The following is a 26631-nucleotide window of genomic DNA, read 5'->3' as shown; positions in this document are numbered from 1 at the left end:
GCGGTGAGCCTCCACCCGCCGATGCTCCGCGAGCCGTCCCGCCAGTAGGGCGTGTCTGACGGATCCATGCCGCAGCCGCGGCGTGCCAGGCGGATGCCTCGCAAGGCCGAGGAGGAGCCGTCTGGGGCGGCGCGGACCGGCTGGAGATCCGCCAGACACGCCCTAACGGTCAGAAGCGGGGGTGCTCGCCCCGCAGGTGGACCCGCGAGCCCACACCGGTGTGTTCCGGGTCCTGGCCCGCCTCGGAGCCCCGCTGCACCTCACCGAGCACCCAGGAGGGGACGTGCCGGGCGGTGAGCACGGCGAGCGCGCGGTCCACGTCGTCCGGCGGGAGCACCGCGACCATGCCGACGCCCATGTTGAACGTCTTCTCCATCTCGGCCCGCTCCACCCGCCCGCGGGCCGCGATGAGCTTGAACACCGGGTCCGGCGTCCAGCTCCCCCGCTCGGCGACGGCGATCAGGCCCTCCGGCAGCACCCGCTCCAGGTTCCGGGCGAGCCCGCCCCCGGTGATGTGGGCGAACGTGCGCACCCCGGTCTCGGCGGCCAGCGCAAGGCAGTCCCGCGCGTAGATCCGGGTGGGGGTGAGCAACTCCTCGCCGAGAGTGTGCCCGAACTCCTCGACGTGCCCGTCGAGCGGCATGCGGGCGATGTCCAGCAGCACGTGCCGGGCGAGCGAGTAGCCGTTGGAGTGCAGCCCGGAGGCCGCCATGGCGATCAGCACGTCCCCGGGGCGCACCCGCTCGGGCCGCAGCATGGCCTCGGCGTCGACGATCCCGACGCCGGTGGCGGACAGGTCGTACCCGCCGGCCTCCATCAGGCCCGGGTGCTCGGCCGTCTCGCCGCCGAGCAGCGCGCAGCCGGCCTGCTGGCAGCCCTCGGCGATGCCCTTGACGATCGTCGCGACCTGCTCCGGGACGAGCTTGCCGACGGCGATGTAGTCCTGCAGGAACAGCGGCTCGGCGCCGCAGACCACCAGGTCGTCGACGACCATCGCGACCAGGTCCAGGCCGATGGTGTCGTGCTTGTCCATCGCCTGCGCGATCGCGACCTTGGTGCCGACCCCGTCCGTGGACGCGGCGAGCACCGGCTCGCGGTACTTGCCGAACTTCGGCGCGAACAGCCCGGCGAACCCGCCGATCCCGCCCATCACCTCGGAGCGGGTCGCCTTCGCCGCGTACGGCCGGAACGCCTCGACGGCTTCCTCACCCGCCTCGATGTCCACGCCCGCTGAGGCGTAGCTGGCGCGGGCGGAGTTGTCGGGCACGGTCGAGGGCATGACGGGGTTCGCTCCTGGTGCGTTTCTCGTGATCGAGTTCGAGGCGGCCGGGCTCGGCCGGACTCAGGGTCGGCTCAGTGCCTCGGCAGCACCGTAGCCGACCGAAAGGGGGCCGGCATCGCCCGACGCCGGCCCTGAGGTGTCCAGCGCGGGCTGTTCCCCGGCGGCTGTGAGGTCCTCCAGCAGGTGCTTGCCGAGGCGGGCCTCCTCCGGCAGCGGGATGGGGTACTCGCCGGTGAAGCAGGCGGAACAGAGCCGGCTGGCCGGCTGGTCCGTCGCCGCGACCATGTTGTCCACCGAGACGTAGCCGAGGCTGTCCGCGCCGACCGAGCGGCGGACCCCCTCGGTGTCCAGCCCGCTGGCGACGAGCTCCGCCCGGGTGGCGAAGTCGATGCCGTAGAAGCAGGGCCAGCGCACGGGCGGCGACGCGATCCGGACGTGCACCTCGAGCGCCCCGGCCTCGCGCAGCATCCGGACGAGCGCGCGCTGGGTGTTGCCGCGGACGATCGAGTCGTCGACGACCACCAGGCGCTTGCCCCGGATGACGTCGCGCAGCGGGGTCAGCTTGAGCCGGATGCCGAGCTGGCGGATCGTCTGGCTCGGCTGGATGAACGTCCGGCCGACGTACTGGTTCTTCACCAGGCCCTGGCCGTAGGGGATGCCGGAACCCTGCGCGTAGCCGATGGCCGCGGGTGTGCCGGACTCCGGGACCGGGATCACCAGGTCCGCCTCGACTGGGTACTCCTCGGCGAGGCGACGGCCGATCTCGACCCGTGCGGCGTGCACCGAACGACCGGAGATCGTGGTGTCCGGGCGGGCCAGGTAGACGTACTCGAAGACGCAGCCCTTGGGCTCCGGCGCGGCGAAGCGGTAGCTGCGCAGGCCGTCCTCGTCGATCGCGAGCAGCTCGCCCGGCTCGACCTCCCGGACCATCGACGCACCGACGATGTCCAGCGCCGCGGTCTCGCTCGCGACCACCCAGCCGCGCTCCAGGCGGCCGAGGACCAGCGGGCGGACGCCGTGGGGGTCCCGGGCGGCGTAGAGCGTGGTCTCGTCCGCGAAGGCGAGGGAGAAGGCACCGCGCAGCCGCGGCAGCAGCTGCAGCGCGGCCTCGGTGACGCCGAGGTCCGTCGACGTGGCGGCGAGCAGCTCGCAGACCAGGTCGGAGTCCGTGGTGGCCGGCACGCGGGAGCCCTTGCTCACCACGCGCAGCGCCGACACCTCGTCCCGCAGCTCGGCGGTGTTGACCAGGTTGCCGTTGTGGCCCAGTGCGATGCCGCTGCCCGACCCCGTGGTCCGGAACGTCGGCTGTGCGTTCTCCCACGTCGTGGACCCGGTGGTGGAGTAGCGGCAGTGGCCGACGGCCAGGTGCCCGCGCAGCGAGGACAGCGACTGCTCGTCGAACACTTGGCTGACGAGCCCGAGGTCCTTGAACACCACCATCCGGCGGCCGTCCGAGACGGCGATGCCGGCCGCCTCCTGGCCGCGGTGCTGCAGGGCGTAGAGGCCGTAGTAGGTCAGTTTCGCGACGTCCTCACCAGGGGCCCAGACGCCGAAGACGCCGCACTCCTCGCGGGGGGAGTCCTCAACGTCCGATGGGGGTTCGGTGATCTCGACGAGGGGGAGGGAACGATCGGACGGGTGCGCGTTCCGGTGGGAACTCAACACACGCTCCTCAGGAAGACGACGACAGCGCAGGCTACTCGATGGTACGCGGCCCGAGGCCCGGAACGAACCGAGCGGGACCGGCGTCACCGAACCAGCGACCCTGGCCGAGGTCACAGCCCAGCTCCGCGAGGCGCTCCGCCTGCACCGCGGTCTCCACCCATTCGGCCGTCACCTCGAGCCCGAGCGCGTGGGCCATCTGGATCAGCGAGGCCACGATGCTCCGGTCGACGGGGTCCGGGTCGGCGTGCCGGAGCCCGTCGATGAACGAGCCGTCGATCTTGAGCGCGTGCACCGGGAGCCGGCGCAGCCAGGCCAGGCTCGAGTACCCGGTGCCGAAGTCGTCCAGGGCCAGCCGGACGCCCGCGGCCCGCAGCTCGGCGAGTGCGTCCATCGTGCTCGGCTCGTCGCCGAGCACCGCCTGCTCGGTGATCTCCAGCTGCAGCCGGTCCGCCGGCAGGCCGGTGACCTCGAGCGCGTGCGCGACCTCGTCGACCCAGCCGGGCTCGGGCAGCTGCAGCGGCGAGACGTTCACGCTGACGTAGGGCGCACGCGGGCCGAGCGCGGCGTACCAGCGGGCGGCCTCGCGGCAGGCCTCGCCGAGCACCCAGCGGCCGAGCGGGACGATCGCCCCGCTGCGCTCGGCGAGCTCGATGAACCGGCCCGGGCCGATCAGCCCCTGGCTCGGGTGCTGCCAGCGCACCAGCGCCTCGACCCCGCGGACGTCGCGCTCCACCAGGTGCACCAGCGGCTGGTAGGCCAGCCGGAACTCGCCGTGGCCGATCGCGTCCACCAGCCCGTTGAGCAGCTCGGAGCGGGCGGACTCCCCCGCGTCCCGCTCCGGGTCGAAGACGACGTGGGTGCCCCCGCCGCGGCCCTTCGCCCAGGACAGCGCCACGGACGCGGCCCGCAGCAGCTCCTCGGGGCAGACCCGCGTGGTCGAGTCCTCCGCGACCCCGACGCTGGCGGTCACCGCGAGGCTGCGGCCCCCGATCTCGAACGGCGCGGCGAGCGTCTCGACGATCCGGTCCGCGAGCGCGGCGACCCCGGCCACGCCGTCCGGGTCCACGACGAGCACGCCGAACTCGTCCCCGCCCGTGCGGGCGACGAGGTGCGGGTCCGCGACGATCCGCAGCCGGCCCGCGATGGCGGACAACAGCTCGTCGCCGACGCGGTGGCCGTGGTCGTCGTTGACCCGGGTGAACCCGTCGACGTCCAGGGCGCACAGAGCGACCCGGCGGGCTGCACCCGGCACGAACGCCTGGCGCAGCGACTCCTCGATCAGCGTGCGGTTGGGCAGCCGGGTCAGCCGGTCCTCCGACGACGCGCGGACCAGCCGGGAGCGCAGCCGGTAGCGCTCGGAGACGTCCTCGATGACGGCGATCAGGTTGCTCGGCCGGCCCTGCGAGCCCCGGATCAACGACGCCGTGAGGTGGGCCCACACGACGACGCCCTCGACCCCGACGACCCGGATGTCCAGGCTGACGGTGTCCGAGACGCCGGAGCCGAGCCGGCGGTAGGCCGAGGCGAAGGCACCGAAGTCGTCCGGGTGGACGTAGTCCGTGGCCGGGCGCGGGAGCTCGGGCGGCGCGGTGAGGCCGATCATCCGGCAGGCCGCCGGGTTGAGGTCGATGATCATCCCGTCGAGGTCCCCGACGGCGATCCCCACCGGACCCTGCGTGTAGATGGCCCGGTAGTGCGTCTCACTGGCGGCGAGCGCGCGCTCGACGCCTTCGCGGGCGCGCAGCGTGGCGAGCAGCAGGCCCTCCTGGGCGCGGTGCGTCCACATGCGCAGCGCGCCGGAGAAGCCCGCAGCCAGCTCGTCGAGAGCCAGGGTGAGGCGCCGCTCACCCTCGGGACCGGGGACGCCGAACGCCGCCGGACCGGCGTCCCGCAGCAGGCCCAGCGTGCCGGGCAGCGTGTCCTCGGGCGCCGAGCCGGCCATCCCGGACCGTTCGCCGCACAGCCCGGAGGTCAGCAGCTCGGCGCCGACGCCGCGCGCCGCGAGCGGCCAGAACGGCTCGGCGCGCAGGGCCGTGGCGAGCCGGACGAGGAGCTCGGACAGCCGGTCGACATCGGGGTCCCCGGCGTCGGGCAGCACCGTGAGCCAGCGCCCGGCCAGGGCCCGCAGGGCGGACGGCGACGGCGCCGGCGGGGTGACCGCCAGCGGCGCGCCGGTACGGGGCAGCGGGATGCCGCCGCCGAGGGGAGGCGAGTCGCCGGATTCGGGCAGGCTGCGCGCTGCGACCACGACGCCACCTCCACCCTCGCCCGATCGGTCGTTGCTGGGCACGATCGGCGCAATTTTCGACCCCCCGACCGCGTTTCGCCACCACTAGGGGAACGCAATCATCCGATCGGTGATGAAGTCCATCACCCGGCGCGGTGCCGGTCAGACGAGGGGCAGCAGCGCGGCGACCTCGCCCGCCCGCGATCCGGACACGCTCAGTTTCCCGGCCGCGCGGGCGTCGTCCCAGGTCAGCGCCCCGACGACGAGGGCGAGCCAGGTCTGCGGGGTGGCCTCCAGGACGTTCGGCGGCGTGCCCCGGGTGTGCCGCGGGCCCTCGATGCACTGCACCGCCCCGAACGGGGGGATCCGGACCTCGACGCTGTGCCCGGGCGCGCGGGCCACCAGCTCCTGCAGCGACTCCTTGACGGCCGCCTTCACCGTCCCGCGGTCCGGCGCCGGTCCGGCGCCGGCGAGCCAGGCGTCGAGCAGTTCCCGCTCGGAGCTCACGCGCCGAAGAGCGCGGGCAGGGTTCCCTCCCAGGCCGTGCGCAGCTCGTCGAGCGGGAGGGCCGGGACGCCCTCGATCGCCAGGACGTCTCCCCCGACGGTGCCGAGCCGCTGGGCCGGCAGGTTCGCCGAGGCGGCGCGGTCCAGCAGCTCCGCCGCCTTCTCCGGCGCGACGGTGACCAGCACCCGCCCGGCGGACTCGGCGAAGAGCGTGACGAACGGGTCCACGACGCCCGGCGTGGGCAGCGACACCTCCGCGCCCCGGCCGCCGACGAGCGAGGCCTCCACCAGCGCCTGCGCGAGGCCGCCCTCGGAGAGGTCGTGGCTGCCGGTGAGCAGGCGGTCCGTGGCGGCCGCGGCGAGCAGCGCGGCGAGCCGACGCTCGTGCTCCAGGTCCACCGCCGGCGGGCGCCCGCCGAGGTGGCCGTGCGCGACGTGGGCCCACTCGCTGCCGTCGAGCTCGGCGAGGGTCCGGCCGAGCAGCACGACGACGTCGCCGGTGTTCCGGAAGCCGGACGGGACGCGCGTCGCGACGTCGTCCAGGACGCCGAGGATGCCGATCACAGGGGTGGGCAGGATCGCCTGGGTGCCGGTCTGGTTGTAGAAGCTGACGTTCCCGCCGGTGACGGGGATGCCGAGCTGCGCGCAGCCGTCGGCGAGGCCGCGGACGGCCTGGCTGAACTGCCACATCACGTGCGGGTCCTCGGGCGAGCCGAAGTTCAGGCAGTTCGTGACGGCCGCAGGCACGGCCCCGGAGGTCGCGACGTTCCGGTAGGCCTCGGCCAGCGCCAGCTGCGCTCCGGTGTACGGGTCCAGCGCGGCGAAGCGGGCGTTGCAGTCCGTGGCGACGGCGATGCCGCGGCCGGACTCCTCGTCGATCCGGACGACGCCGGCGTCCGCCGGCTGGGCGGAGGCGGTGTTGCCGCGGACGTATCGGTCGTACTGGTCGGTGACCCACGCGCGGCTGCACAGGTTCGGCGACGCGGCCATCCGCAGGATCTCCGCCCGCAGCTCCGACGGCGACGCCGGGCGCGGCAGTGAGTCCGCGGTGTTCGCGACCAGCGCGTCCTGCCCGTCGCCGCGCTGCACGGGGCGGTGGTAGACCGGGCCGTCGTGCGCGACGGTGCGCGGCGGGACGTCGACGACCGTCTGGCCGTGGAAGTCGATGACGAGGTGGTCGCCGTCCGTGACCTCGCCGATCACGGTGGCGATGGTGTCCCACTTGGCGCAGACGGCCATGAACGCGTCCACGTCCTCGGGCCGCACGACGGCGCACATGCGCTCTTGCGACTCGCTGGACAGGATCTCGGCGGGCGTCATGCCGGTGGCGCGCAGCGGGACGGTGTCCAGGTTCACGTGCATGCCGCCGGAACCGGCGCTGGCCAGCTCGCTCGTGGCGCAGGACAGCCCGGCGCCACCGAGGTCCTGGATGCCGACGACCAGGCCCGCGTGGAACAGCTCGAGGCAGCACTCGATGAGCACCTTCTCGGTGAACGGGTCCCCCACCTGCACCGACGGCAGCTTCTTGTGCCCGCCGCCGCCCTCCTCGCCCGCGAAGGTGTCGCTGGCCAGCACGGAGACGCCGCCGATGCCGTCCAGGCCGGTCCGGGCCCCGAACAAGATGATCTTGTTTCCGGTGCCGGAGGCGAACGCCAGGTGCAGGTCCTCGGTGCGCATCGCGCCGACGCACATGGCGTTGACCAGCGGGTTTCCGGCGTAGGAGGCGTCGAAGACGACCTCGCCGCCCACGTTCGGCAGGCCCAGGCAGTTCCCGTAGCCGCCCACGCCCGCGACCACGCCCGGCAGCACGCGCGCGGTGTCCGGCGCGTCCGCGGGGCCGAAGCGCAGCGGGTCCGCGACGGCGATCGGGCGGGCGCCCATGGCCATGATGTCCCGGACGATGCCGCCGACACCCGTGGCGGCGCCCTGGTAGGGCTCGACGTACGACGGGTGGTTGTGCGACTCGACCTTGAAGGTGACGGCCCAGCCGTCCCCGATCTCGACGACGCCGGCGTTCTCGCCGATGCCCGCGAGCATCTTCTCCTTCATCTCCGCCGTGGTGGTCTCCCCGAAGTACCCGAGGTGCACCTTGGAGGACTTGTAGGAGCAGTGCTCACTCCACATCACCGAGTACATCGCCAGCTCGGCGTCCGTCGGCCGGCGGCCCAGGATCTCCCGGATGCGGGAGTACTCGTCGTCCTTGAGACCCAGTTCCCGATAGGGCTGGGGGTGGTCCGGGGTGGCGGCCGCGTGGGCCACGGTGTCGGTGACGATCGGTGCGGCGAGCTCAGTCACGACAACCAGCCTAAAGGTCGCGCGGGAGTGCTCCGGCCGCCACCTGCGTCCTCGGAATCGAGGTCGCCGGCTCCATCGGGTGATACCGGGCCGGTGGGCGTCCGCGCCTGTCGGCAGGCCGGCGGGACGGCACCGTGCGGACCGGGATCGCGGCCGGCGTGTTCGTGCTGGTCGCGAGGGCGACCGGCACGCGGCACGCCAGCGGAAGACGTCGCGCGGCACGCCGTCGCCGACCGCCTCCCCGACGCCCACGGTCTCCCCTGCAGCGACGACGACCGCCCCCGGCCCGTACCGGGATGTCGCGACCGTCACCCCGGGACTGCGGGTGATGCGGATCCCGCCACGCGGCGCCGAGGAGGAGGATCAGGAGTTCGGCAGCTTGACGACGCTCACGAAGAAGTGGTCGATGTGCTTGATCGCCTCGATGAAGCCTTCGAAGTCCACCGGCTTGGTGACGTAGGCGTTCGCGTGCAGCTGATAGCTCTTGAGCACGTCCTCCTCGGCCTGCGAGGTGGTGAGCACGATCACCGGGATGTGCTGCAGGCTGGGGTCGCCCTTGACCTCGGCGAGGACCTCGCGGCCGTCCCGGCGGGGCAGGTTGAGGTCCAGCAGGATCAGGTCCGGGCGCGGGGCGTCGGCGTACTGGCCCTCGTTGCGCAGGTAGGCCAGCGCCTCGGAGCCGTCGGTGACGACGTCGAGCCGGTTGTGCAGGTACTCCTCGAACGCCTCGCGCGTCATGAGCACGTCGCCGGGGTCGTCCTCGACGAGCAGCACGTTGATGATCCGGGGGTCGTCGGTCACTGAGCCGGTTCCTTCTCTGCCGAGGGTGCGGGAGCTGCCCGCCCCGCAGGTGTCTGGGCCGCCACCGGAAGTGTGAACCGCACGACCGTGCCCGGCTCGGGCCGGGGGTCGGTGTCCACCCAGATCCGGCCGCCGTGGAACTCGGCGATCTTCTTCGCGAGCGCCAGGCCGATGCCGGTACCGGCGTACACGTCCCGGCCGTGCAGCCGCTGGAAGATCACGAAGATCTTGTCCGCGAACTCGGGCTCGATGCCGATCCCGTTGTCCCGCACGGCGATCTCCCAGTCCCCGGCGTCGTTGAGGGCCCCCTCGACCCGGACGACGGGCGGGACGCCCTCGCGGCGGAACTTCAACGCGTTGCCGATCAGGTTGAAGAGCAGCTGCTGCAGCAGCCCCGGGTCGCCGTGCACGGTCGGCAGGTCGTCCGGGACGACCACCTCGCCGCCGACGTCCTCGCGCGCCGCCTCGAGCTGCCCCGCGGCGGCCTGCACCGCCTCGGTGAGCGGCACCGCGGCGAAACCCGCGGTCGTGCGCCCGACGCGGGAGAACGTCAGCAGGTCGTTGATCAGGTTCTGCATCCGCTGCGCGCCGTCGACGGCGAAGCCGATGTACTGGTCCGCGCGCTCGTCGAGCTGGCCACCGTAGCGGCGCTGCAGCAGCTGGCAGAAGCTCGAGACCTTGCGCAGGGGCTCCTGCAGGTCGTGGCTGGCGACGTAGGCGAACTGCTCGAGGTCGCGGTTGGAGCGCTCGAGCTCGGTGGTCTGCTCGTCGAGCCGGCGGTTGGCGTCCTGCAGCTCGTCGACCTCCCGCTGGATGTGCGCGCGCATCGCCTCGACGTCCTGCCCGAGCTCGACGATCTCCCGCGGCCCGACGGCCTGCACCACCTGCGCGCCGACGTTCCCGGCCACCACCGCGCGGGTCTGCGCGGCGAGCCGCGAGATGGGCCGCAGGACGGCCCCCCGTACGGCGAGGGACGCGCCGACCAGGAACCCCACCGCGATCACCGCGATCACGACGCCGACGACCGAGAGGAACCGGATGGCGCGGTCGAGCTGGCCACGGGCCTCGGCCCGCACCTGTGCGAGATCGGTGACGAGACCGCTGCTCGCGGTGCGGACGTCCTCGAACAGCTCCCGGCCGCGCTGCGGATCGACGGGGGCGGCACCGGCCCGGACGGCGGCGATCGAGGGCTCGGCGTACTGCTCCCGCCACGCCTGGGTGGCCCGGCTGAGCTCGTCCACGTCCGCGCGGACGGCCCCGTCGGCCGGGCCGAACGCCGGCGAGGCCTGCGGTCCCAGCAGGGCGTAGAGCTGCGCGAACGCCCGGTTCTGCGCCTCCACCCCGTTCGCGTAGGGCGCCAGGAAGTCCGGGGTGGGCACGATCGCGAAGCCCCGGACACCGGTCTCCTGGTCCAGCAGCGCCGAGTTGACGTCCTTGCCGGCGGTGAGCGCCGGGGAGACCTGGTCGTAGAGCCGGTCCCGGGCGTCGTTGATGCGCAGCACGGCGATCGTCCCGAACACGACGGCGAGCACCATGATCACCACGACGGCGCTCGCACCGAGGGCGAACCAGCGACGGATCGGCCAGTGCTTCGCCGCCGCGGCGTCCTCCTCGACGCGGTGCTGGCGCCGCAGCGGCCGACGGGTGCGTTCCGGCACGGGCACGCTCACCCGACCCCCACGCCACGCGGCGTGCGCGCGTCCGAGAGCAGCAGGATCGCGACGTCGTCGGACAGCGGGCCGCCGTTGATCGTCTGGGCGCGCTCGACGAGCCGGCTCGGCAGGTCCCCGAGCGGCACGTCCCGTTCCTGTCCCAGCAGCTCGACCAGGCCCTCCTGCCACAGCAGCTGGCCCGGCTCGGTGCCGCGACCCTCGATCAGCCCGTCGGTGTAGACGAGCAGCGCCCAGCCCTCGGCGAGCTCGACGGTCTTCGGCTCCCACGCGCTGTCCGCCACGACCCCGAGCGGCACCCCGACCGGCACCTGCACCGGCAGCGCTCCCGGCCGCAGCGCGATGGGCGGCGGATGTCCGGCCACCCGGATCAGCGCCTGCGCGCGCCCGCCCTCGGTCTGCTCGACCGCCAGCGTGGTGACCGTGGTGAACAGGGTGCGGTCGTGTCGCTCGCTGACGAACACCTCCTGCAGCTTGGGCAGCAGCTGCGGCTCGGCCACCCCGGCCAGCACCAGCGCGCGCCAGGAGACACGCAGCAGGGCGCCGAGGGCGGCCTCGTCCGGACCGTGGCCCGAGACGTCCCCGACGATCGCGTGGACGGTGCCCGACGGACCGCGCACCGCGTCGTAGAAGTCCCCGCCGAGCACGGAGCGGGTGCGACCGGAGCGGTAGAAGGCCCGGGCGCGCACGCTGCTGCCGTCGAGCAGCGGCGACGGCAGCAGGCCGCGTTCGAGGCGGACCGACTCCGCGGCCGCGAGCTGCTCCTCGCGCAGGCGCACCAGGCCGGCCTCGGCCCGGCGGCGCTCGACGGCGTAGCGGATCGCGCGGATCAGCACCGCGCCGTCGGCCTTGTTCTTGACCAGGTAGTCCTGCGCGCCGACCCCGACGGACTCGATGCCGAGGTGCTCGTCGTCCAGGCCGGTGAGGACGCAGACCGCCATGCCGGGCTCCGTCCGCAGGATCTGCCGCAGCCCGTCGAGGCCGCTGGTGCCGGGCAGGTTGAGGTCCAGCAGCACGCAGTCCGTCTCGGCGAGCAGGTTGCCCTCGACGACCGCACGGACGGAGTCCGCGACCGACACCCGCACGCTCGGGTCGACCTCGGCGAGCAGCTCCTGGACCAGGAACACGTCCCCCGGATCGTCCTCGACGAGCAGGACCCGGTGGCCGGGTTCGCCGGGGAGGGGTCGGGACACGGACAACCTCTCGTGGGGAGCGATCGGGCCGCCGCGGCGGGCCGCGTCATCGGCGCCCCGGAGGGACGGATGCGCAGATTAGACCGCGGCACCCGTCAGTGTCCTGAGCAGGGAGGTGAACAGACCCAGCCCCTGCTCCGACGGCCCTGTGAGGGTGTCGATGGCGTGCTCCGGGTGGGGCATGAGCCCGACGACCCGGCCGTTCTCCGACGTGATGCCGGCGATGTCCGCCATGGCGCCGTTCGGGTTCCCGCCGACGTACCGGAACGCGACCCGGCCCTCGTCCTCGAGCCGGGTGAGCGTCTCCCCGTCCGCGACGTAGCGGCCCTCGGCGTTCTTGACCGGGACGACGATCTCCTCGCCCTCGGTGAACGCGGAGGTCCAGGCGGTGCCGGCGTTCTCGACGCGCAGCCGCTGGTCCCGGCACACGAAGTGCAGCCCCGCGTTGCGGGCGAGGGCGCCGGGCAGCAGGCCGGCCTCGCAGAGGATCTGGAAGCCGTTGCAGATGCCGAGCACGGGCAGGCCCCCGGCGGCGCCGGACACGACCTCGGACATGATCGGCGCGAGGCTCGCGATCGCCCCGGCGCGCAGGTAGTCCCCGTAGGAGAACCCGCCCGGGACGACGACCGCGTCCACGCCCTGCAGGTCCCGGTCGGAGTGCCAGAGGGCGACGGGCTCGGCGCCGGCGCGGCGGACCGCGCGGGCGGCGTCGACGTCGTCCAGGGTGCCGGGGAAGGTGATGACCCCGATCCGCACGGCGCTCATACCCGCGTCACCTTCCAGTCCTCGATCACCGGGTTCGCCAGCAGGTCGCCGGCGATGCGGTGCAGGGTCTCGTCGTCGACCGAGTCGTCGACCTCGAGCTCGAAGTGCTTGCCCTGCCGCACGTCGGCCACCCCGGCGACCCCGATGCGGGTCAGCGCCCGGGAGACCGCCTGGCCCTGGACGTCCAGGATCTCCGGCTTCGGCATCACGTCCACCACGACTCTCGCCACGGTGTCGAGCCTACGGTGAACACGCATTGCTCCCGGCGGGTGGCCGGGTGAGCCTGGTGACATGCGGGTACTGGTGCTCGGCGGGACGGTCTTCTGCTCGCGGGCGATCGCCGCCGCGGCGCGGCGCCGAGGCCACGACGTCGTGTGCGCGGCTCGGGGTGCCTCCGGTGCCCCGCCCGACGGCGCGGCCCTCGTCACGATCGACCGGAACGTCCCGGGCTCGCTGGAACCGCTGCGCGGCGAGCGGTTCGACGCCGTCGTGGACGTGGCCACGATGTCGCTGGGCTGGGTCCGGGACGCGCTCGACGTCCTGGCCCCGACGAGCGGGCACTGGACCTTCGTCTCGTCGATCAACGCCTACTCGGACACGACGACGCGCGGCGGGACCGCGTCCGCGCCACTGCTGGAGCCTCTCCTCGAGTCGCCGGCGGTGGACTCGCCCGACACGGACCCGAACGCCTACGGCGCGATCAAGCTCGCGTCCGAGGACGCGGTCCGCGCGACGACGGGCGACCGGGCGCTGGTGGTGCGCGGCGGCCTGATGTGCGGGCCCGGGGACGTCATGGACCGCTTCGGGTACTGGGCCGACCGGTTCGCCCGGGGTGGGCGGGTCGTGGTGCCGGACGTGCCGGGGCATCCCGCGCAGATCGTCGACGTCCGGGACCTGGCGGAGTGGATCATGCGCTGCGCCGAGGCCGGGACCGGCGGGACCTTCGACGGGACGGCCCCGGCCACCACCCTCGCGAAGGTGCTCGACGAGGTCGCCGGTGCGGTCGGGGCCCCGGATCTCGAGGTCGTCGGGCTGCCGGCGGAGACGCTCGCGGAGGCCGGCGTGGGCGTCTGGGCCGGCCCGCGCTCGCTGCCGCTGTGGCTCCCGGAGTCGCACTGGGGGATCGCGGACCGGGATGTCACGGCGACCCTGGCGGCGGGGTTCACCGCGCGGTCCGTGGCCGACACCGCACGCGCCGCGCTGGAGTGGGAGAAGACGCTCGGGCTCGACCGGGACCGCCGCGCCGGACTCACCCCCGAGGAGGAGGCGAGCCTGCTCGCGAGCGCCTGAGAACGGGTGCAGAGTGGACGGGTGCAGCTCACCCACTTCGGCCACGCCTGCGTCCTGATCGACACCGGGACCGCGCGCCTGCTGATCGACCCGGGCGCGTTCTCCACCGGCTTCGAGTCACTGACCGGCCTGGACGCCGTCCTGATCACCCACCAGCACTTCGACCACCTCGAACCGGACCGGCTCCCGGACCTGCTGCGGGCCAACCCGGACGCCCGGGTGATCGTGGACCCCGGCACCGCCGGTCAGCTGGAGGCCGTGGACCACGAGGTCGTCGCACCCGGGGACTCGCTGGAGATCGCCGGCGCCCGCGTCGACGTGATCGGCGACGGGGACCACGCGGTGATCCACCCGGACATCCCGATGATCGCCAACAACGGCTACCTGATCGGGGACATCGACGCCCCGGGCACGCTGCTGCACCCCGGCGACGCGTACGTCCCGCTCCCGGAGGGCCTCGACCCCGTCGAGACGCTGCTGCTGCCCACCGCCGCGCCGTGGCTCAAGGTGGCCGACGCCGTCGACTACCTGCGGGCGATGACGCCCCGGACCGCCGTGCCGATCCACGAGGCGGTGCTGGCCCACCCGGGGATGCACTACGGCCTGTTCACGAACCTCGCGCCGAAGGGCACGACGGTGCAGGTGCTGGAGCGGGAGACCGCGAGCACCGTCTGAGCCTCCGGGGTCGGGTCGTCCACCTGACCACCCCGCGAGTCGGCACTTCCGGTCGCGCGAGTCGCGCTCTCGCGTCGGATCCGTTCACGCCGCCCGGCGTGCGGCGACGGCCAGGCCCTCGTACGTCGTCGGGACCGCGCCCGCGGCCAGGACGTCGTCGACCGAGTCCAGCAGCGCCCGCACCCGGCCCGGCTTGCGCAGGTCCTTGGCCCGCATGCCGATCCGGACGACCCCGCCACGGCGCGCGGTGCGCCGGGCCTCGGCCTGCAGCAGGCGGCGCCGCCACGTCTCGGCGCGGCGCCGGTCGTCCGCGGCCGGGCGGCGCTCCCCGGTGAGCCGGAAACCGAGCGCCCGGGAGCGGATAAGCCTCCCCGCGGGCTCGCCGAAGACATGCACGCCGTTCTCGTCGGCGCAGACCGCGAAGCCCTGCTCGCGCACCGCCTCCAGGGTGCCCGGAGAGGCCAGCCAGCGGGGCGGGACGAAGACGTCCGTGCCCAGCCCGGCCATGGTCAGGGCCCGGCGCGCGGCGACGAGCCGCAGGCCCGCCTCGTGCCGGGGGAGCGTGGCGAACTCCGCGCGGCGCCCGATCCGGGCGCCCTGCCGGGTCGGGTCCGGGTCGTGGTCGTAGCCGTGCAGGGCCAGCGCGTCCCCGGCGGCCCGGCGCTCGCCGATCCAGCGGACGAGGGCGTCGTCGCCGCTCAGCGAGCCGCTCTCCGCACGGGGCCGGACGAGATGGGTGACGGGCACGCCGCGGCGCTCCAGCTCGGCGACGAGCACGCGGGCGCGCTCGACCGCGCCCGCCGGGGCGTCGGTGAGCCCGGACAGCGACACGACCAGTTCAGCGGTCATGTGCTCATTGCGCACCACCGACATGAACACCGCGTGAGCGCGGCGTTCATGGGGAGAGTCAGCTCCAGGCCTGTCCGGTGATGCGCTCGTAGACCTCGACGTAGCGGGCCCGGACGGCGTCGACGACGTCGGCCGGCACCTCCGGCCCGGGCTCGGTCTTGTCCCAGCCGGTGGAGAGCGACCACTCGCGCGCGTACTGCTTGTCGAACGAGTACTGCTGCCGCCCCGGCTCCCACTGGTCCGCGGGCCAGAACCGCGAGGAGTCCGGGGTCAGCACCTCGTCGCCGAGCACGATCTCGCCGGTCGACGGGTCGGTCCCGAACTCGAGCTTGGTGTCCGCGACGAGGATCCCGTTCTTCTCCGCGGTCTCCGCGCCCAGCCGGTAGACCTCCAGGGTGAGGTCGCGCAGGCGGGCGGCGGTCTCCGCCCCGACGAGCGCCACGACGTCGTCGAAGGTGATGGCCTCGTCGTGCTCACCGAGCGGCGCCTTGGAGCTCGGGGTGAAGATCGGTTCCGGGAGTCGCGAGCCCTCGACGAGCCCCGGCGGCAACGCGACCCCGGAGACCGCGCCGGTCCGCTGGTAGTCCTTGAGCCCGGACCCGGTCAGGTACCCGCGGGCCACGCACTCGACGGGCAGCATCTCCAGCGTCCGGCACCGGATCGCCCGGCCGGCGAACTCCTCCGGCACGTCCGTGGCCGAGAGCACGTGGTGCGGCACCAGGTCCGCGACCCGCTCGAACCACCACAGCGACAGCGCGGTGAGGATCCTGCCCTTGTCCGGGACCGGCGTGGGGAGGACGACGTCGTAGACCGAGAGCCGGTCCGATGCGACCAGCAGGATGTCCCCGCGATCGGAGTAGATGTCCCGGACCTTGCCGGAGTGCAGCAGCTTCACAGGATGGCTCCCGGGGAGTACGCGGCGGCCTCGGGGTGGGCGCCGGTGATCGCGCCGACCTCGGCGACGATCGCCGCCACCTGGGACGTCGCGGCGCCGGTGAAGGACAGCGGGTCCTTCAGCAGGCCGTCGAGCAGACCCGCGGGGAGGCCCAGGCGCTCGTCGTTCTGCAGGCGGGCGAGCAGGTCGTTCTCGCTCTGCCCCTCCTCCCGCATGGCCAGCGCGACGCCGACGGCGTGCTCCTTGATCACCTCGTGCGCGGTCTCCCGGCCCACCCCGGCGCGGACGGCAGCCATCAGCACCTTCGTCGTGGCGAGGAACGGCAGGTAGCGGTCCAGCTCCTTCGCGATCACCGCGGGGTAGGCGCCGAACTCGTCGAGCACCGTCAGGGTGGTCTCGAACAGCCCGTCGAGGGCGAAGAACGCGTCCGGCAGCGCGACCCGGCGGACGACGGAGCAGAACACGTCGCCCTCGTTCCATTGGGCCCCGGCGAGCTCGGCGGCCATCGAGGCGTTGCCGCGCAGCACCACCATCAGGCCGTTGATCCGCTCCGCCGAGCGGGTGTTCATCTTGTGCGGCATGGCGCTGGAGCCGACCTGGCCGGGCTTGAAGCCCTCGGTGGCGAGCTCGGCGCCCGCCATCAGCCGGATGGTCGTGGCCAGTGACGACGGTCCCGCGCCCAGCTGGACCAGCGCGGACAGGACGTCGTGGTCCAGGGACCGCGGGTAGACCTGGCCGACGCTGGTGAAGACGCCCGCGAAGCCCAGGTGCCCGGCGACCCGCTCCTCCAGCTGCGCGAGCTTGGCCGCGTCGCCGTCGAGGAGGTCGAGCATGTCCTGGGCGGTGCCGACCGGCCCCTTGATCCCGCGCAGCGGGTAGCGGCCGCGCAGGTCCTCGAGCCGGGCGTACGCGACGAGCAGCTCGTCCGCGGCCGAGGCGAAACGCTTGCCGAGCGTGGTGGCCTGCGCGGCGACGTTGTGGCTGCGCCCGGCCATCACCAGCTCGGCGTACTCCCCCGCCCGGCGCGCGAGCCGGGCGAGGATCGCGACCGTCCGGTCCCGGACCAGCTCCAGCGACAGCCGGATCTGCAGCTGCTCGACGTTCTCGGTGAGGTCCCGGCTGGTGAGGCCCTTGTGCACGTGCTCGTGGCCGGCGAGGGCGTTGAACTCCTCGATCCGGGCCTTCACGTCGTGCCGGGTGACGCGCTCGCGCTCGGCGATCGACGCCAGGTCCACCCGGTCGACGACCCGCTCGTAGTCCGTGATCGCCTGCTCGGGCACGTCGACCCCGAGGTCACGCTGGGCGCGGAGGACCGCGATCCACAGCCGGCGCTCCAGGACGATCTTGTATTCGGGCGACCAGATCGTGACGAGCTCCGGGCTCGCGTAGCGGGCGGCCAGCACATTGGGGATCACGTCAGGTGAGGATACGGGCTTCTCGGCGGCCGCACGTTCAGAGGACTCTGAGCAGCGCGGTGTGCGCGGCCTTGCGGGGGTCCGGGTCCGCCTCGATGAGCGCCGAGAGCACCGCCCCGTCGACGACCTCGACGACGTGCCGCAGCGCGTCCACGTCGAGGGTGTGCCCGGCCCGGGCCAGGGCCTCGGCCAGGACGGCGTCGAGCTCGCCGCGCAGCTCACGCATCAGGGGCGCGAGGTAGGGCCGCCGGCCGGCGCCGACGAGCCGTTCGTAGCGCAGCAGGACGGCGTCGAGCCCGCCGTCCCGGGACTCCGCGCCGAGCAGCTGATCCAGCACGAGCTCCAGCGGGTCGCCCGGGCCGCCGGCGTCGAGGTGCGCGCGGCCCTCGGCCAGCTCGTCCCGGCTCGTGCGCTCGACGGCGGCGGTGACCAGCGCGTCGAGCGAGTCGAAGTAGTAGGTGGTCGACGCCAGCGGGAGCCCCGCGCGTTCGGCGACGGCCCGGTGCCGGATCGCGTCGAACCCGCCCTCGCGCAGCAGCTGCGCGGCGGCCTCGGTGAGGGCCTGCCGGCGGCGCTCGCCCTTCTCGGTCGCCCCCTTCTCCTTCGGCACGCCGGACAGTGTCCCCCGCGGGATCTAGAGCTGCGGCGCGAGGGCGTCGGCCAGCTCCTGAACGCGCGCGCGGAAGGGCACGGCGCCCGAGTCCGACGCCGCGCGGGACGTCACCGACACGTACCCGCCGGACGCCGTCGGCCGGCCCGCCTGGACCCACCCGACGGCCAGTGCGGAGTCCGTCCGGGGCTCGCCGGGGGCGGTGTAGACCACGCTGAGCAGCCCGGACGCCTCCCCGTCGACGACGTCGAGGGCGACCTCGCGACCGGCCCCGGGGCGGCACTCCAGCGTCGTCGGGGCCTCCGCGGCGTCCCGGAGCGGGGGCAGTGCGGCGTCGACCAGGGCGCGGAGCGCGGGGTCCTGGGTGGGCACGCAGTCCTCGCCGGCCGTCGGGCCGAGCGGTGCGGGGTTCGGGGCCGCCGCGCGCGGCGCCGCGGCCGCACCGGCCCCGGAGTCCGCGCTCTCCCGCGCGGGTGCGGCGGCGGAGGTCGTCTCGCCGACCGATGTGGGCAGGACGGCCGCCGTCACCCCTCCCCCGCCGAGGAGCACGGCCGCCGCGACGAAGCCGCCCGCGAGCTGCGTGCGCCGGCGCCTGGTGACCCGGTGCGAGGTGCTGAGCACGTCGTCGAGGTCGAACCCCGCCTCGGGCGGGGTGTCCGCGGCGGCGCGGAAGGCGGCCGCGAGCCTGTCGTCGTCCTTCTCGTTCACGTCCTCCTCCTCTCAGCCGGCCGGTCGCAGATCGTCGAGCGTGTCACCCAGCACCGCCCGCAGCGCGGCCAGCCCGTGCGAGGTCTGGCTCTTCACCGTGCCCTCCGAGCAGCCGAGCGCGTTGCGCGCCCCCTTGTCCCTGATCCTCCGCCAGTTCCGGTGCAGGGCGACGAACGTGGACTGCGCGTGGTCGTCCGCGCGGTGCCAGCCCCGCACAGCAGGAAGGCGGTGCGCCGCACGGCGTCCTGGCGCGCGCGGAAGTACTCCGCGAACTCGCGCTCCGCGTCGGGGTCCACGGTTCTCCTCCCGTTCCGCACCGAGGACGGACCTCGGCGCGCCCACGGTTGAATCCGGTACAGGAGTTGGTCCGTTCGAGGGCCTGCCGTGACCTTTTCGTGACCCCGCCGAGACCTGCCGATCGCTCCCTGATTGGATCGGGAGGTGCCCGCCCTGAGCCGAAGCCGCCGTCCGCGATCCGGCGACGCGCCGATCGACCTCCGGTCCGACACGGTCACCAGGCCCACGAAGCAGATGCGGGCGGCGATGGCCGAGGCCGAGGTCGGCGACGACGTGCTGGACCGCGACCCCACGATGCGGGCGCTCGAGGAACGGGTCGCCGGTTACCTCGGCGCCGCGGACGCCCTGTGGACGCCCAGCGGCTCGATGGGCAACCTGATCGCCCTGATGTCCCACCTGAGGCGGGGCGACGCGTTCCTGGCGCCGCTCGGCGCGCACGTCCTGGACGCCGAGCTCGGCACCGCCGCGTGGCTGGCCGGCGGCATGCCCCGGCCGATGGAGCACGACGGGGGACCCGGCAAGGTCACCCCCGACGCCGTCCGCCGCGCCGCCGGGCCGGAGGGGCCGTACTTCACCCTGCGCACCACGCTGTTGTGCCTGGAGAACACGCACAACGCCGCGGGCGGCACGGTCACCCGGCCCGAGGAGCACGCGACGGTCGCCGCCGCGGCCAAGGCCGCCGGGCTCGCCGTCCACCTCGACGGCGCCCGCCTCTGGCACGCCGCGGTCAAGCTCGGGGCCCCGCCCGCGGCGCTCACGGTCGGCGCGGACACCGTGCAGGTGTGCCTGAGCAAGGGTCTCGGCGCGCCGGTCGGGTCCGTCGTCGCGGGCTCGGCGAACTTCGTCGAGGAGGCGCGGCGGCTGCGCAAGATGCTCGGCGGCGGCGTCCGGCAGGGCGGTGTGCTCGCCGCTGCGGGCCTCGTCGCCCTGGACCGGGTCGACCGGCTCGCCGAGGACCACGAGCGTGCGACGACGCTGGCTGCGGGCCTGCGCGAACGCGGCTGGCGGCTGCAGGACCCCGAGACGAACATCGTCCTCGTCGACGTGGCGGACCTGCCGGGCACGCTCAGGCGGTTCGAGGAGGCGGGGGTCCGGGCGAGCGCGATGTCCGGGAAGGTGCGGCTGATGACCCACGCGGACCTGACGGACGCGGACATCGACACCGCCCTGGCCCGGATCGGCCCGCTCGAGACGGCCCCGCCCGGCCGCAACGGCACGGCCCGCCCGGTCTCCCGGAGCCACTCCCGTCCCGCGGGGCGTTGATCAGGTCGGCCGGGTTCGCCGGTCGCGTTCCAGCGCGTCGAGCCGGGCGCTGATCGACCGCAGCTCGGCGAGCACCTGGGCCATCTGCGCCTCGAGCTGCTCCGACGACGCCTCGAGCTCGTCGTTGCCCGCCTCGGCCGAGCGCCGTAGGTTCTCCACGAACCAGCTGGCGATCGACGCCGTCACCACGCCGAGCAGGGCGATCCCGGTGACCATCAGCGTCGCCGCGACGACCCGGCCCTCGAGCGTCGTCGGGTAGCGGTCCCCGTAGCCGACGGTGGAGATCGTCGTCAGCGTCCACCAGAGGGCCTCGCCGAAGTCCGTGATCTGTGCGTCCGGGGCGGAGCGCTCGGCGTCGAGCACGGCGAGCGAGGCGACGAACGCGACCAGCCCGACCGTCCCGCCGACGTACACCGCCACCCGGCCGCGGAAGTCGTCCCGCAGCTGCCGGTTCAGCACCCCGAGCACCGCGACCAGCCGCAGCGCCCGCAGCGGCCGGAACATCGGGAGCAGCAGGATCGCGAGGTCCAGCAGGTGCATGCCGACGAACCGCCAGCGGCGCCGGGCGAGGCCGATCCGGACCAGGTAGTCGATCCCGAAGACCACCCACGTCCCCGTGAGCACGACCTCGATGGCGGCCCTCCACGGCGGCGACGTCGTGTCCAGGACCTGCCACGCGTAGCCGGCGAGGAACACCACCGCGAGCGCGGTCAGCGGCCAGTCGACCCTGCGGTCCCAGGCGGCGATGCGGGGTTCGTCCTCCATGAACACCGGACCCTACGGCGCGACCGGCGGAACCGGGTCACAACCAGGACTCGAGCCTCCGCAGGGCCTCCTCGACGTCCTCCGTCGCACCCGCGCACGAGAACCGCACGTAGCGGCCGCCGTCGACCGGGTCGAAGTCGATCCCCGGGGCGAGCGCGATGCCCGTCTGGTCGAGGATCCGGTAGGTCAGCTCCATGGAGTCGGCCGTCAGGTGCCCGACGTCCGCGTAGACGTAGAACGCGCCGTCCGCGGGCGCCAGCCGGTCGATGCCGAGCTTCGGCAGGCGGGACAGCAGCAGGTCGCGGTTCACCCCGTACCGGACGACGTGCGAGTCCGCCTCCGCGTAGGACTCCGGCGCGAACGCGGCGACGGCGGCGTGCTGCGGCAGCGCGGGCGGGCAGACGGTGAAGTTCGAGGCCAGGTTGTCCGCGGCCCGCCGCAGCCGCGGCGGCACCAGCAGCCAGCCCAGCCGCCAGCCGGTCATCGAGAAGTACTTCGAGAACGAGTTGACGACGATCGCCTCGCGCGAGGTCTCCCAGGCACAGCTGGTCGCGGGCGAACCCGGATAGGAGATGCCGTGGTAGATCTCGTCGCTGACCAGCTGGATGCCGTTGGCCTCGCAGTACCCGCCGAGCGCCGCCAGCTCGGCCGGGTCCAGCACGGTGCCCGTCGGGTTCGCGGGGCTCGCGACGACCAGGCCCTTCACCGGCTCGTCGAGTTCCTCCAGCATCGCGACCGTCGGCTGGAAGCGCGTCTCCGGCCCGCACCGCAGCTCGACGACCTCGCAGCCGAGCGCGCCGAGGATGTTGCGGTAGCAGGGGTAGCCGGGGCGGGCCATGGCCACGCGGTCCCCGGCGTCGAAGGCCCCGAGGAAGGCGAGCAGGAAGCCGCCGGAGGAGCCGGTGGTGACCACGACGTCGTCCGGGTCGAGGGCCAGTCCGTACGCGTGCCCGTAGTGCCCGGCGATCCCCGCGCGCAGCTCGGGGATGCCGAGGGAGACGGTGTAGCCGAGGACCTCGCCCTCCAGCGCGGCGGCGGCGGCGCGGCGGACGGCGGCGGGCGCGGGGGTGGAGGGCTGACCGGCCGAGAGGTTGACCAGGTCGCCGTGGGTCTGCTGGCGCTTCGTCGCGGCGCTCCAGACATCCATCACGTGGAACGGGGCGACGGCGGCGCGGGCGGCGGGGTGCAGGCCGGGTGGGGAGGAGCTCACGGGGTCCGAATGTACTTCGGGCCCGTGCGGGCGGTTCCGGGGTCCGGCGTGTCCACCGCCGGCCCCAGGGCGGTGGACACGCCGGACCGCGGTGGCGCGGGCAGGCCTTCGGGGGAGGGCCCGGGCCGCACCCTCGGTGGACCGGCGCCGGGCGGCGGGCAGGAGACACTCGCCACCCGGCGGGTGGATCAGCTGAGCAGCGCGGTGGCGATGTCGAGCAGGTCGGCGTCGAGGCCGGCCACGGTGTCGTCGAGGTACTGGCCGGCCGGCTCCAGCGGCGGGGTGCCGTAGGTGACGTTCTCGTCCAGGTAGGCGCCGACCGGGGCGGCCTCGGCCGCGGAGGCGGTGCCCGCGACGGCCATCATCGCGGCGGGCGCGACGACGGCGGCGAGGCCGGCGCCGAGCGCGATGGCCTTGGTGCGGGTGCGGGGAGCGTGGGAACCCATGGGGGATCTCGCTTTCAGGGTGGGGAACGTCGGAATTCTCTCGGTCGCCCACACCTCGATGTGCGGCGCGACGCCGAAACCCTGTCCGCCGGCGCGCCCGGTGATCAACCGGACGCGGACCGCTTTACACGCTGTTTGCACGTTTACCGGGCTGCCCGTAAGGCAGCCCGCGCTCGTCCGAACGGCCTAAGGCAGGTCACGGCCCCTGTAGCGCCGTCGCGCCTTTCGCGAATTCTCGAACGCATGGCGGACACGCGCCGGCAACGCCGCGGAAACGCGGGCCACGTCCGGGTGGGGCGAACGTCACCTGCTCCGCCCGACGCTCACCGGACCGGGATCGTGACCTCGCCCTGCTGGGCCTTGAGACCGATGTCCGTGCGGTGGTGCGATCCCGCGAGGCGGACCCCCGCGAGGCGCCGGTAGGCCTCCTCGCGGGCCTCGGCGAGGTCCGTGCCCGTACCCACCACGGAGAGCACCCGCCCGCCCGCGGAGACCACCGCACCGTCCTCGCGGCGGCGCGTACCGGCATGCAGGACACCCTCGCCCTCGGCCCCGGTGATGACGTCGCCGAGCCGCGGCGTCCCCGGGTAGCCCTCCGCCGCCACGACCACCGTGACCGCCGCCCCGTCCGACCACTCGAGCGGCGGCTGCTCGGCCAGCATGCCCGTGGCGACGGCGTTCAGCAGCCCGGCCAGCGGGGTGCGCAGCAGCGCCAGGACGACCTGGGTCTCCGGGTCGCCGAACCGACAGTTGAACTCGATGACGGCCGGCCCGTTCGACGTGAGCGCGAGGCCCGCGTACAGCAGTCCGCTGAAGGGCACGCCGCGCTCGGCCATCTCGTCCGCCACCGGCTGCACGACCCGCGCGACGAGCTCGTCGACGAGGTCTTCGCCCGCCCACGGCAGCGGCGCGTAGGCGCCCATCCCGCCGGTGTTGGGCCCCGTGTCGTCGTCCCCGACGCGCTTGAAGTCCTGGGCCGGCAGCAGCGGCACGACGGTGCGCCCGTCGACGAGGCAGAAGAGCGACGCCTCTGGGCCGTCCAGGAACGCCTCGAGCAGCACGGGATGGCCGTCGTCGAGCAGGTGCATGGCGTGCGCCCGGGCGATCTCGAGGTCCGGGCTCACCACCACGCCCTTGCCGGCCGCCAGCCCGTCGTCCTTGACGACGTAGGGCGGGGTGAACCCGGCGAGGGCGGCGTCGAGGCGGGCCGGGTTGTCCACGATCACCGACGCGGCCGTGGCCACCCCGGCGGCGGCCATGACGTCCTTGGCGAAGGCCTTGGAGCCCTCGATCCGCGCCGCGTCCGCCCCGGGCCCGAAGACGGGGAAGCCGGCGGCACGCACCGCGTCGGCCACCCCCGCGACGAGCGGGATCTCGGGGCCGACCACCACCAGGTCCGCGCCCCAGTCCCGGGCCAGCGCCGTCACCGCCTTCGGGCTCCGGGCGTCCACCCCCCGTTGCTCCGCGACCGCGGCGGTACCGGCGTTGCCGGGGGCACACGCCAACGCCGTCACCCCCGGGTCCTGGGCCAGCGCCAGGAGGAGGGCATGTTCACGGGCACCGCTACCGATCACCAGGACGCGCACGGACGAAGAGCGTAGAACCTCGCCGCCCGGGCCGTCGGCGCGACCTGTGCCACGTCCGCGTGAAGCGGGCCGGGCGGGGCCGGTACGGTCGCCCCCGCAGTTCACTCACCGGCAGTCTCGGTGACGCTCGTACGTCGGCCTCCCCTCGTCTCGGCACGACATGGTGGACGTGCTCGCACCTCCCTCCGAGAGGACACCCCTTCGTGGTCGTGACCGGCCCGGTGCCCACCCAGGCGCCTGCCCAGACCTCGCAGACCCGCTCCGACCCGTCGGCCGCGGACCAGCGCCCCGGCGCCCCCCGCGCGCTGGTGATCGGCCACCGCGGCGCACCGGGCTACCGGCCCGAGCACACCCTGGCCTCCTACGAGCTGGGCGCCCGGATGGGCGCGCACTACATCGAGCCGGACCTCGTCTCGACCTCCGACGGCGTGCTGGTCGCCCGGCACGACGCCGAGATCGGGATGACCACGGACGTCTCCGCGCACCCGGAGTTCGCGGACCGGCGCACCGTCCGCACGATCGACGGGCACACCCTCGACGGCTGGTTCGTCGACGACTTCACCTTCGCCGAGCTCCGGACCCTGCGCGCCGTCGAGCGTCTGCCGCACCTGCGCCAGGAGAACACGCTCTACGACCGGCGCCACGTCGTCCCGTCGTTCGACGAGGTCCTCGCCCTGCGCGAGCGGCTCTCAGCCGAGCTGGGGCGCGAGATCGGCATCTACCCGGAGACCAAGCACCCCGGCTACTTCGCCGCCACCGGGCGCGCGCTGGAGCCCGCGCTCGTCGCGTCGCTGCGAGCGGCCGGGCTGGACCGCGCGGACTCGCCGGTGTTCGTCCAGTCCTTCGAGAGCGCGAACCTGCGTGCCCTGCACGCGCAGATCCCGGTCCGCCTCATCCAGCTGCTCGGCGACGAGGACCATCCCGCCGACCTCGTCGCCGTCGGCCGGACGGTCGCGGACCTCGTCACGCCGGAGGGGCTCGCGGACATCGCGACCTACGCCACCGGCATCGGGCCGGCGAAGGACCTGGTCATCGGGCGGACCGCGGACGGCGCGCTGGGCCTGCCGACCGGCCTGGTCGAGGACGCGCACGCGGCCGGGCTGCTCGTGCACGTCTACACGTTCCGCAACGAGAACGCGTTCCTGCCGTCCGCGCTGCGGACGCCGGGCGCGGAGGCGGACTACGGGGACGCGTTCGCCGAGTACCTGGCGTTCCTGGCCCTGGGCATCGACGGGATGTTCTCGGACAACCCGGACACCGCGGTGGCGGCGCTGGAGCTGGCGGCCTAGCCCCTCAGGAACTTCGTGAGGAGCGCGGTGGTCTCGGCCGGACGCTCCTCGTGCGGGAAGTGGCCAGTGGCGTCGAACGGGTGGTGGGTGAACGGACCGGCCGCCCACCGGCGCGAACGCAGCACTGTGGACTCCAGGACACACGGGTCGTCGGCGCCGTGCAGCTGCAGCACCGGCATCCGGGCCGGACGGGCCATCGCGGCGGCGAAGCGGCGCCCCTCGGCCCGCAGCTGGGAGCGCATGGCCCAGCGGTAGTACTCCAGGGAGCAGTGCGCGACCGCCGGGATGCGGATGGCCGACCTGTTGTGCGCCACCGCTTCCGCGAAGTCGTCGGTCTGCGTCCAGGCCTCGCCGGACCACTCACGCATGATCGTCTCGACGCGCGCGCCGTCGTCTGCGCGAAGGCTGTTCTCCGGCCGGCGCGGGACCTGGAACCCGAGCGCGTAGCTCGCGGTGGCCCGGCCCTGGCCGCGCGGATCCGTGGCGAGCGCGGCGCGCAGCGCCAGCGGATGCGGGGCCGCGAGCACCGCCAGGGAGTGCACGAGCCGGGGGTGCAGCGCGGCGACCGTCCAGCCGATGACCCCGCCCCAGTCGTGCCCGACGATCCGGGCCGCGGGCTCGCCCAGCGCACGGATCAACCCGGCGACGTCACCGGCGAGGGTCCACAGGTCGTAGCCGCGCGGCGGCTTGTCCGAGTCCCCGTAACCCCGCAGGTCCACCGCGACGGCCCGGAAGCCCGCGTCCGCGAGGCCGATGAGCTGGTGACGCCAGGACCACCAGAACTCCGGGAACCCGTGCAGCAGGACGACCAGGGGCCCCTGCCCGTACTCCGCGACATGCAGCCGGATCCCGTTCGCCGAGACGTCCCGGTGCGTCCACGGGCCGGGCAGCCGGACCGAGGACGGTTCGGGTCCGCCCCGCGAGCCCAC

24 protein-coding genes and 1 pseudogene are annotated in these 26631 nt (G+C 74.1%); 4 read left to right on the top strand and 21 right to left on the bottom strand.

What is annotated here, in order from left to right; translation table 11 throughout:
* Positions 1–169 precede the first annotated feature (169 nt).
* From purM to purS, 10 genes are all read right to left on the bottom strand, one after another.
* Positions 170–1279 carry a phosphoribosylformylglycinamidine cyclo-ligase gene (gene purM, locus JWP64_RS26825; RefSeq protein WP_297502613.1) on the bottom strand — a complete coding sequence of 370 codons (1110 nt, stop codon included), beginning with the start codon at positions 1277–1279 and terminating at the stop codon, positions 170–172.
* Between the two features lie 63 nt (positions 1280–1342).
* Positions 1343–2890 carry an amidophosphoribosyltransferase gene (gene purF, locus JWP64_RS26820; protein WP_297502623.1) on the bottom strand — a complete coding sequence of 516 codons (1548 nt, stop codon included), beginning with the start codon at positions 2888–2890 and terminating at the stop codon, positions 1343–1345.
* Positions 2891–2978: 88 nt separating this feature from the next.
* Positions 2979–5195, bottom strand: a complete 2217-nt coding sequence (locus JWP64_RS26815; RefSeq protein WP_297502611.1) for a bifunctional diguanylate cyclase/phosphodiesterase — start codon at positions 5193–5195, stop codon at positions 2979–2981.
* Between the two features lie 141 nt (positions 5196–5336).
* Positions 5337–5681, bottom strand: coding sequence for a sterol carrier family protein (locus tag JWP64_RS26810; protein ID WP_297502609.1), 345 nt, complete (start codon positions 5679–5681; stop codon positions 5337–5339).
* A complete protein-coding gene (gene purL, locus JWP64_RS26805; RefSeq protein WP_297502607.1) occupies positions 5678–7975 on the bottom strand; it encodes a phosphoribosylformylglycinamidine synthase subunit PurL in 2298 nt (765 codons plus the stop codon). Before purL ends, JWP64_RS26810 begins: the two co-directional genes overlap by 4 nt.
* Positions 7976–8338: 363 nt before the next feature.
* On the bottom strand, positions 8339–8776 hold the full coding sequence (locus JWP64_RS26800) for a response regulator (protein ID WP_297502605.1): 438 nt from the start codon (positions 8774–8776) through the stop codon (positions 8339–8341).
* Positions 8773–10446, bottom strand: a complete 1674-nt coding sequence (locus JWP64_RS26795) for an ATP-binding protein (RefSeq protein WP_297502602.1) — start codon at positions 10444–10446, stop codon at positions 8773–8775. The genes JWP64_RS26800 and JWP64_RS26795 overlap by 4 nt, the downstream gene beginning before the upstream one ends.
* Positions 10443–11639: a PP2C family protein-serine/threonine phosphatase gene (locus tag JWP64_RS26790; RefSeq protein ID WP_297502600.1), complete on the bottom strand. Its 1197-nt coding sequence runs from the start codon at positions 11637–11639 to the stop codon at positions 10443–10445. The genes JWP64_RS26795 and JWP64_RS26790 overlap by 4 nt, the downstream gene beginning before the upstream one ends.
* A gap of 78 nt (positions 11640–11717) precedes the next feature.
* On the bottom strand, positions 11718–12404 hold the full coding sequence (gene purQ, locus JWP64_RS26785) for a phosphoribosylformylglycinamidine synthase subunit PurQ (protein ID WP_297502598.1): 687 nt from the start codon (positions 12402–12404) through the stop codon (positions 11718–11720).
* Positions 12401–12634, bottom strand: a complete 234-nt coding sequence (gene purS / locus JWP64_RS26780) for a phosphoribosylformylglycinamidine synthase subunit PurS (protein ID WP_297502596.1) — start codon at positions 12632–12634, stop codon at positions 12401–12403. The genes purQ and purS overlap by 4 nt, the downstream gene beginning before the upstream one ends.
* 61 nt (positions 12635–12695) lie before the next feature.
* Here purS and JWP64_RS26775 point away from each other — a divergent pair, with 61 nt between their 5' ends.
* Positions 12696–13694 (top strand): NAD-dependent epimerase/dehydratase family protein, encoded by a 999-nt coding sequence (locus JWP64_RS26775; RefSeq protein ID WP_297502594.1) that lies wholly within the window; start codon positions 12696–12698, stop codon positions 13692–13694.
* 21 nt (positions 13695–13715) lie between these two features.
* On the top strand, positions 13716–14369 hold the full coding sequence (locus JWP64_RS26770) for an MBL fold metallo-hydrolase (protein ID WP_297502593.1): 654 nt from the start codon (positions 13716–13718) through the stop codon (positions 14367–14369).
* Positions 14370–14453: 84 nt separating this feature from the next.
* Here the strand turns inward: JWP64_RS26770 and JWP64_RS26765 are convergent, their stop codons facing one another.
* The 6 genes and pseudogenes from JWP64_RS26765 to JWP64_RS26740 form a co-directional block, all read right to left on the bottom strand.
* Complete coding sequence (locus JWP64_RS26765; protein ID WP_297502591.1) at positions 14454–15218, bottom strand: DUF2334 domain-containing protein; 765 nt, start codon at positions 15216–15218, stop codon at positions 14454–14456.
* Positions 15219–15276: 58 nt separating this feature from the next.
* Entirely contained in the window at positions 15277–16113 is an 837-nt protein-coding gene (locus JWP64_RS26760; protein ID WP_297502590.1) for a phosphoribosylaminoimidazolesuccinocarboxamide synthase, read from the bottom strand.
* A complete protein-coding gene (gene purB, locus JWP64_RS26755) occupies positions 16110–17528 on the bottom strand; it encodes an adenylosuccinate lyase (protein ID WP_297502588.1) in 1419 nt (472 codons plus the stop codon). The genes JWP64_RS26760 and purB overlap by 4 nt, the downstream gene beginning before the upstream one ends.
* 37 nt (positions 17529–17565) lie before the next feature.
* The gene (locus tag JWP64_RS26750; protein ID WP_297502586.1) at positions 17566–18138 is read right to left on the bottom strand and encodes a TetR family transcriptional regulator; all 573 of its coding nucleotides are present in this window, start codon (positions 18136–18138) and stop codon (positions 17566–17568) included.
* A gap of 24 nt (positions 18139–18162) precedes the next feature.
* Positions 18163–18846 carry a hypothetical protein gene (locus JWP64_RS26745; RefSeq protein ID WP_297502584.1) on the bottom strand — a complete coding sequence of 228 codons (684 nt, stop codon included), beginning with the start codon at positions 18844–18846 and terminating at the stop codon, positions 18163–18165.
* A gap of 12 nt (positions 18847–18858) precedes the next feature.
* Positions 18859–19142, bottom strand: a pseudogene (locus tag JWP64_RS26740) (sigma factor).
* A gap of 235 nt (positions 19143–19377) precedes the next feature.
* Here JWP64_RS26740 and JWP64_RS26735 point away from each other — a divergent pair.
* On the top strand, positions 19378–20406 hold the full coding sequence (locus JWP64_RS26735; protein WP_297502621.1) for a GntG family PLP-dependent aldolase: 1029 nt from the start codon (positions 19378–19380) through the stop codon (positions 20404–20406).
* On the opposite strand, the gene JWP64_RS26730 is transcribed toward JWP64_RS26735, so the two are convergent.
* From JWP64_RS26730 to purD, 4 genes are all read right to left on the bottom strand, one after another.
* Positions 20407–21171 (bottom strand): potassium channel family protein, encoded by a 765-nt coding sequence (locus tag JWP64_RS26730; RefSeq protein ID WP_297502582.1) that lies wholly within the window; start codon positions 21169–21171, stop codon positions 20407–20409.
* A 37-nt stretch (positions 21172–21208) separates the two neighbouring features.
* On the bottom strand, positions 21209–22318 hold the full coding sequence (locus tag JWP64_RS26725) for a pyridoxal phosphate-dependent aminotransferase (protein ID WP_297502619.1): 1110 nt from the start codon (positions 22316–22318) through the stop codon (positions 21209–21211).
* Between the two features lie 251 nt (positions 22319–22569).
* The gene (locus JWP64_RS26720; RefSeq protein ID WP_297502580.1) at positions 22570–22827 is read right to left on the bottom strand and encodes a hypothetical protein; all 258 of its coding nucleotides are present in this window, start codon (positions 22825–22827) and stop codon (positions 22570–22572) included.
* A 323-nt stretch (positions 22828–23150) separates the two neighbouring features.
* Entirely contained in the window at positions 23151–24413 is a 1263-nt protein-coding gene (purD, locus tag JWP64_RS26715) for a phosphoribosylamine--glycine ligase (RefSeq protein WP_297502579.1), read from the bottom strand.
* A 209-nt stretch (positions 24414–24622) separates the two neighbouring features.
* Between purD and JWP64_RS26710 the strand changes: the two genes are divergently transcribed.
* Positions 24623–25702 (top strand): glycerophosphodiester phosphodiesterase, encoded by a 1080-nt coding sequence (locus JWP64_RS26710; RefSeq protein ID WP_297502617.1) that lies wholly within the window; start codon positions 24623–24625, stop codon positions 25700–25702.
* Here JWP64_RS26710 and JWP64_RS26705 read toward each other — a convergent pair.
* Positions 25699–26631 (bottom strand): alpha/beta hydrolase, encoded by a 933-nt coding sequence (locus JWP64_RS26705; RefSeq protein ID WP_297502576.1) that lies wholly within the window; start codon positions 26629–26631, stop codon positions 25699–25701. The genes JWP64_RS26710 and JWP64_RS26705 overlap by 4 nt on opposite strands.

Origin of the sequence: Pseudonocardia sp., assembly GCF_025465255.1 — a bacterium.
In the GTDB taxonomy this organism is placed as follows: domain Bacteria; phylum Actinomycetota; class Actinomycetes; order Mycobacteriales; family Pseudonocardiaceae; genus Pseudonocardia.
Note: the sequence above shows the minus strand (reverse complement) of the source record. Positions and strands in the feature narration are given on the sequence as shown.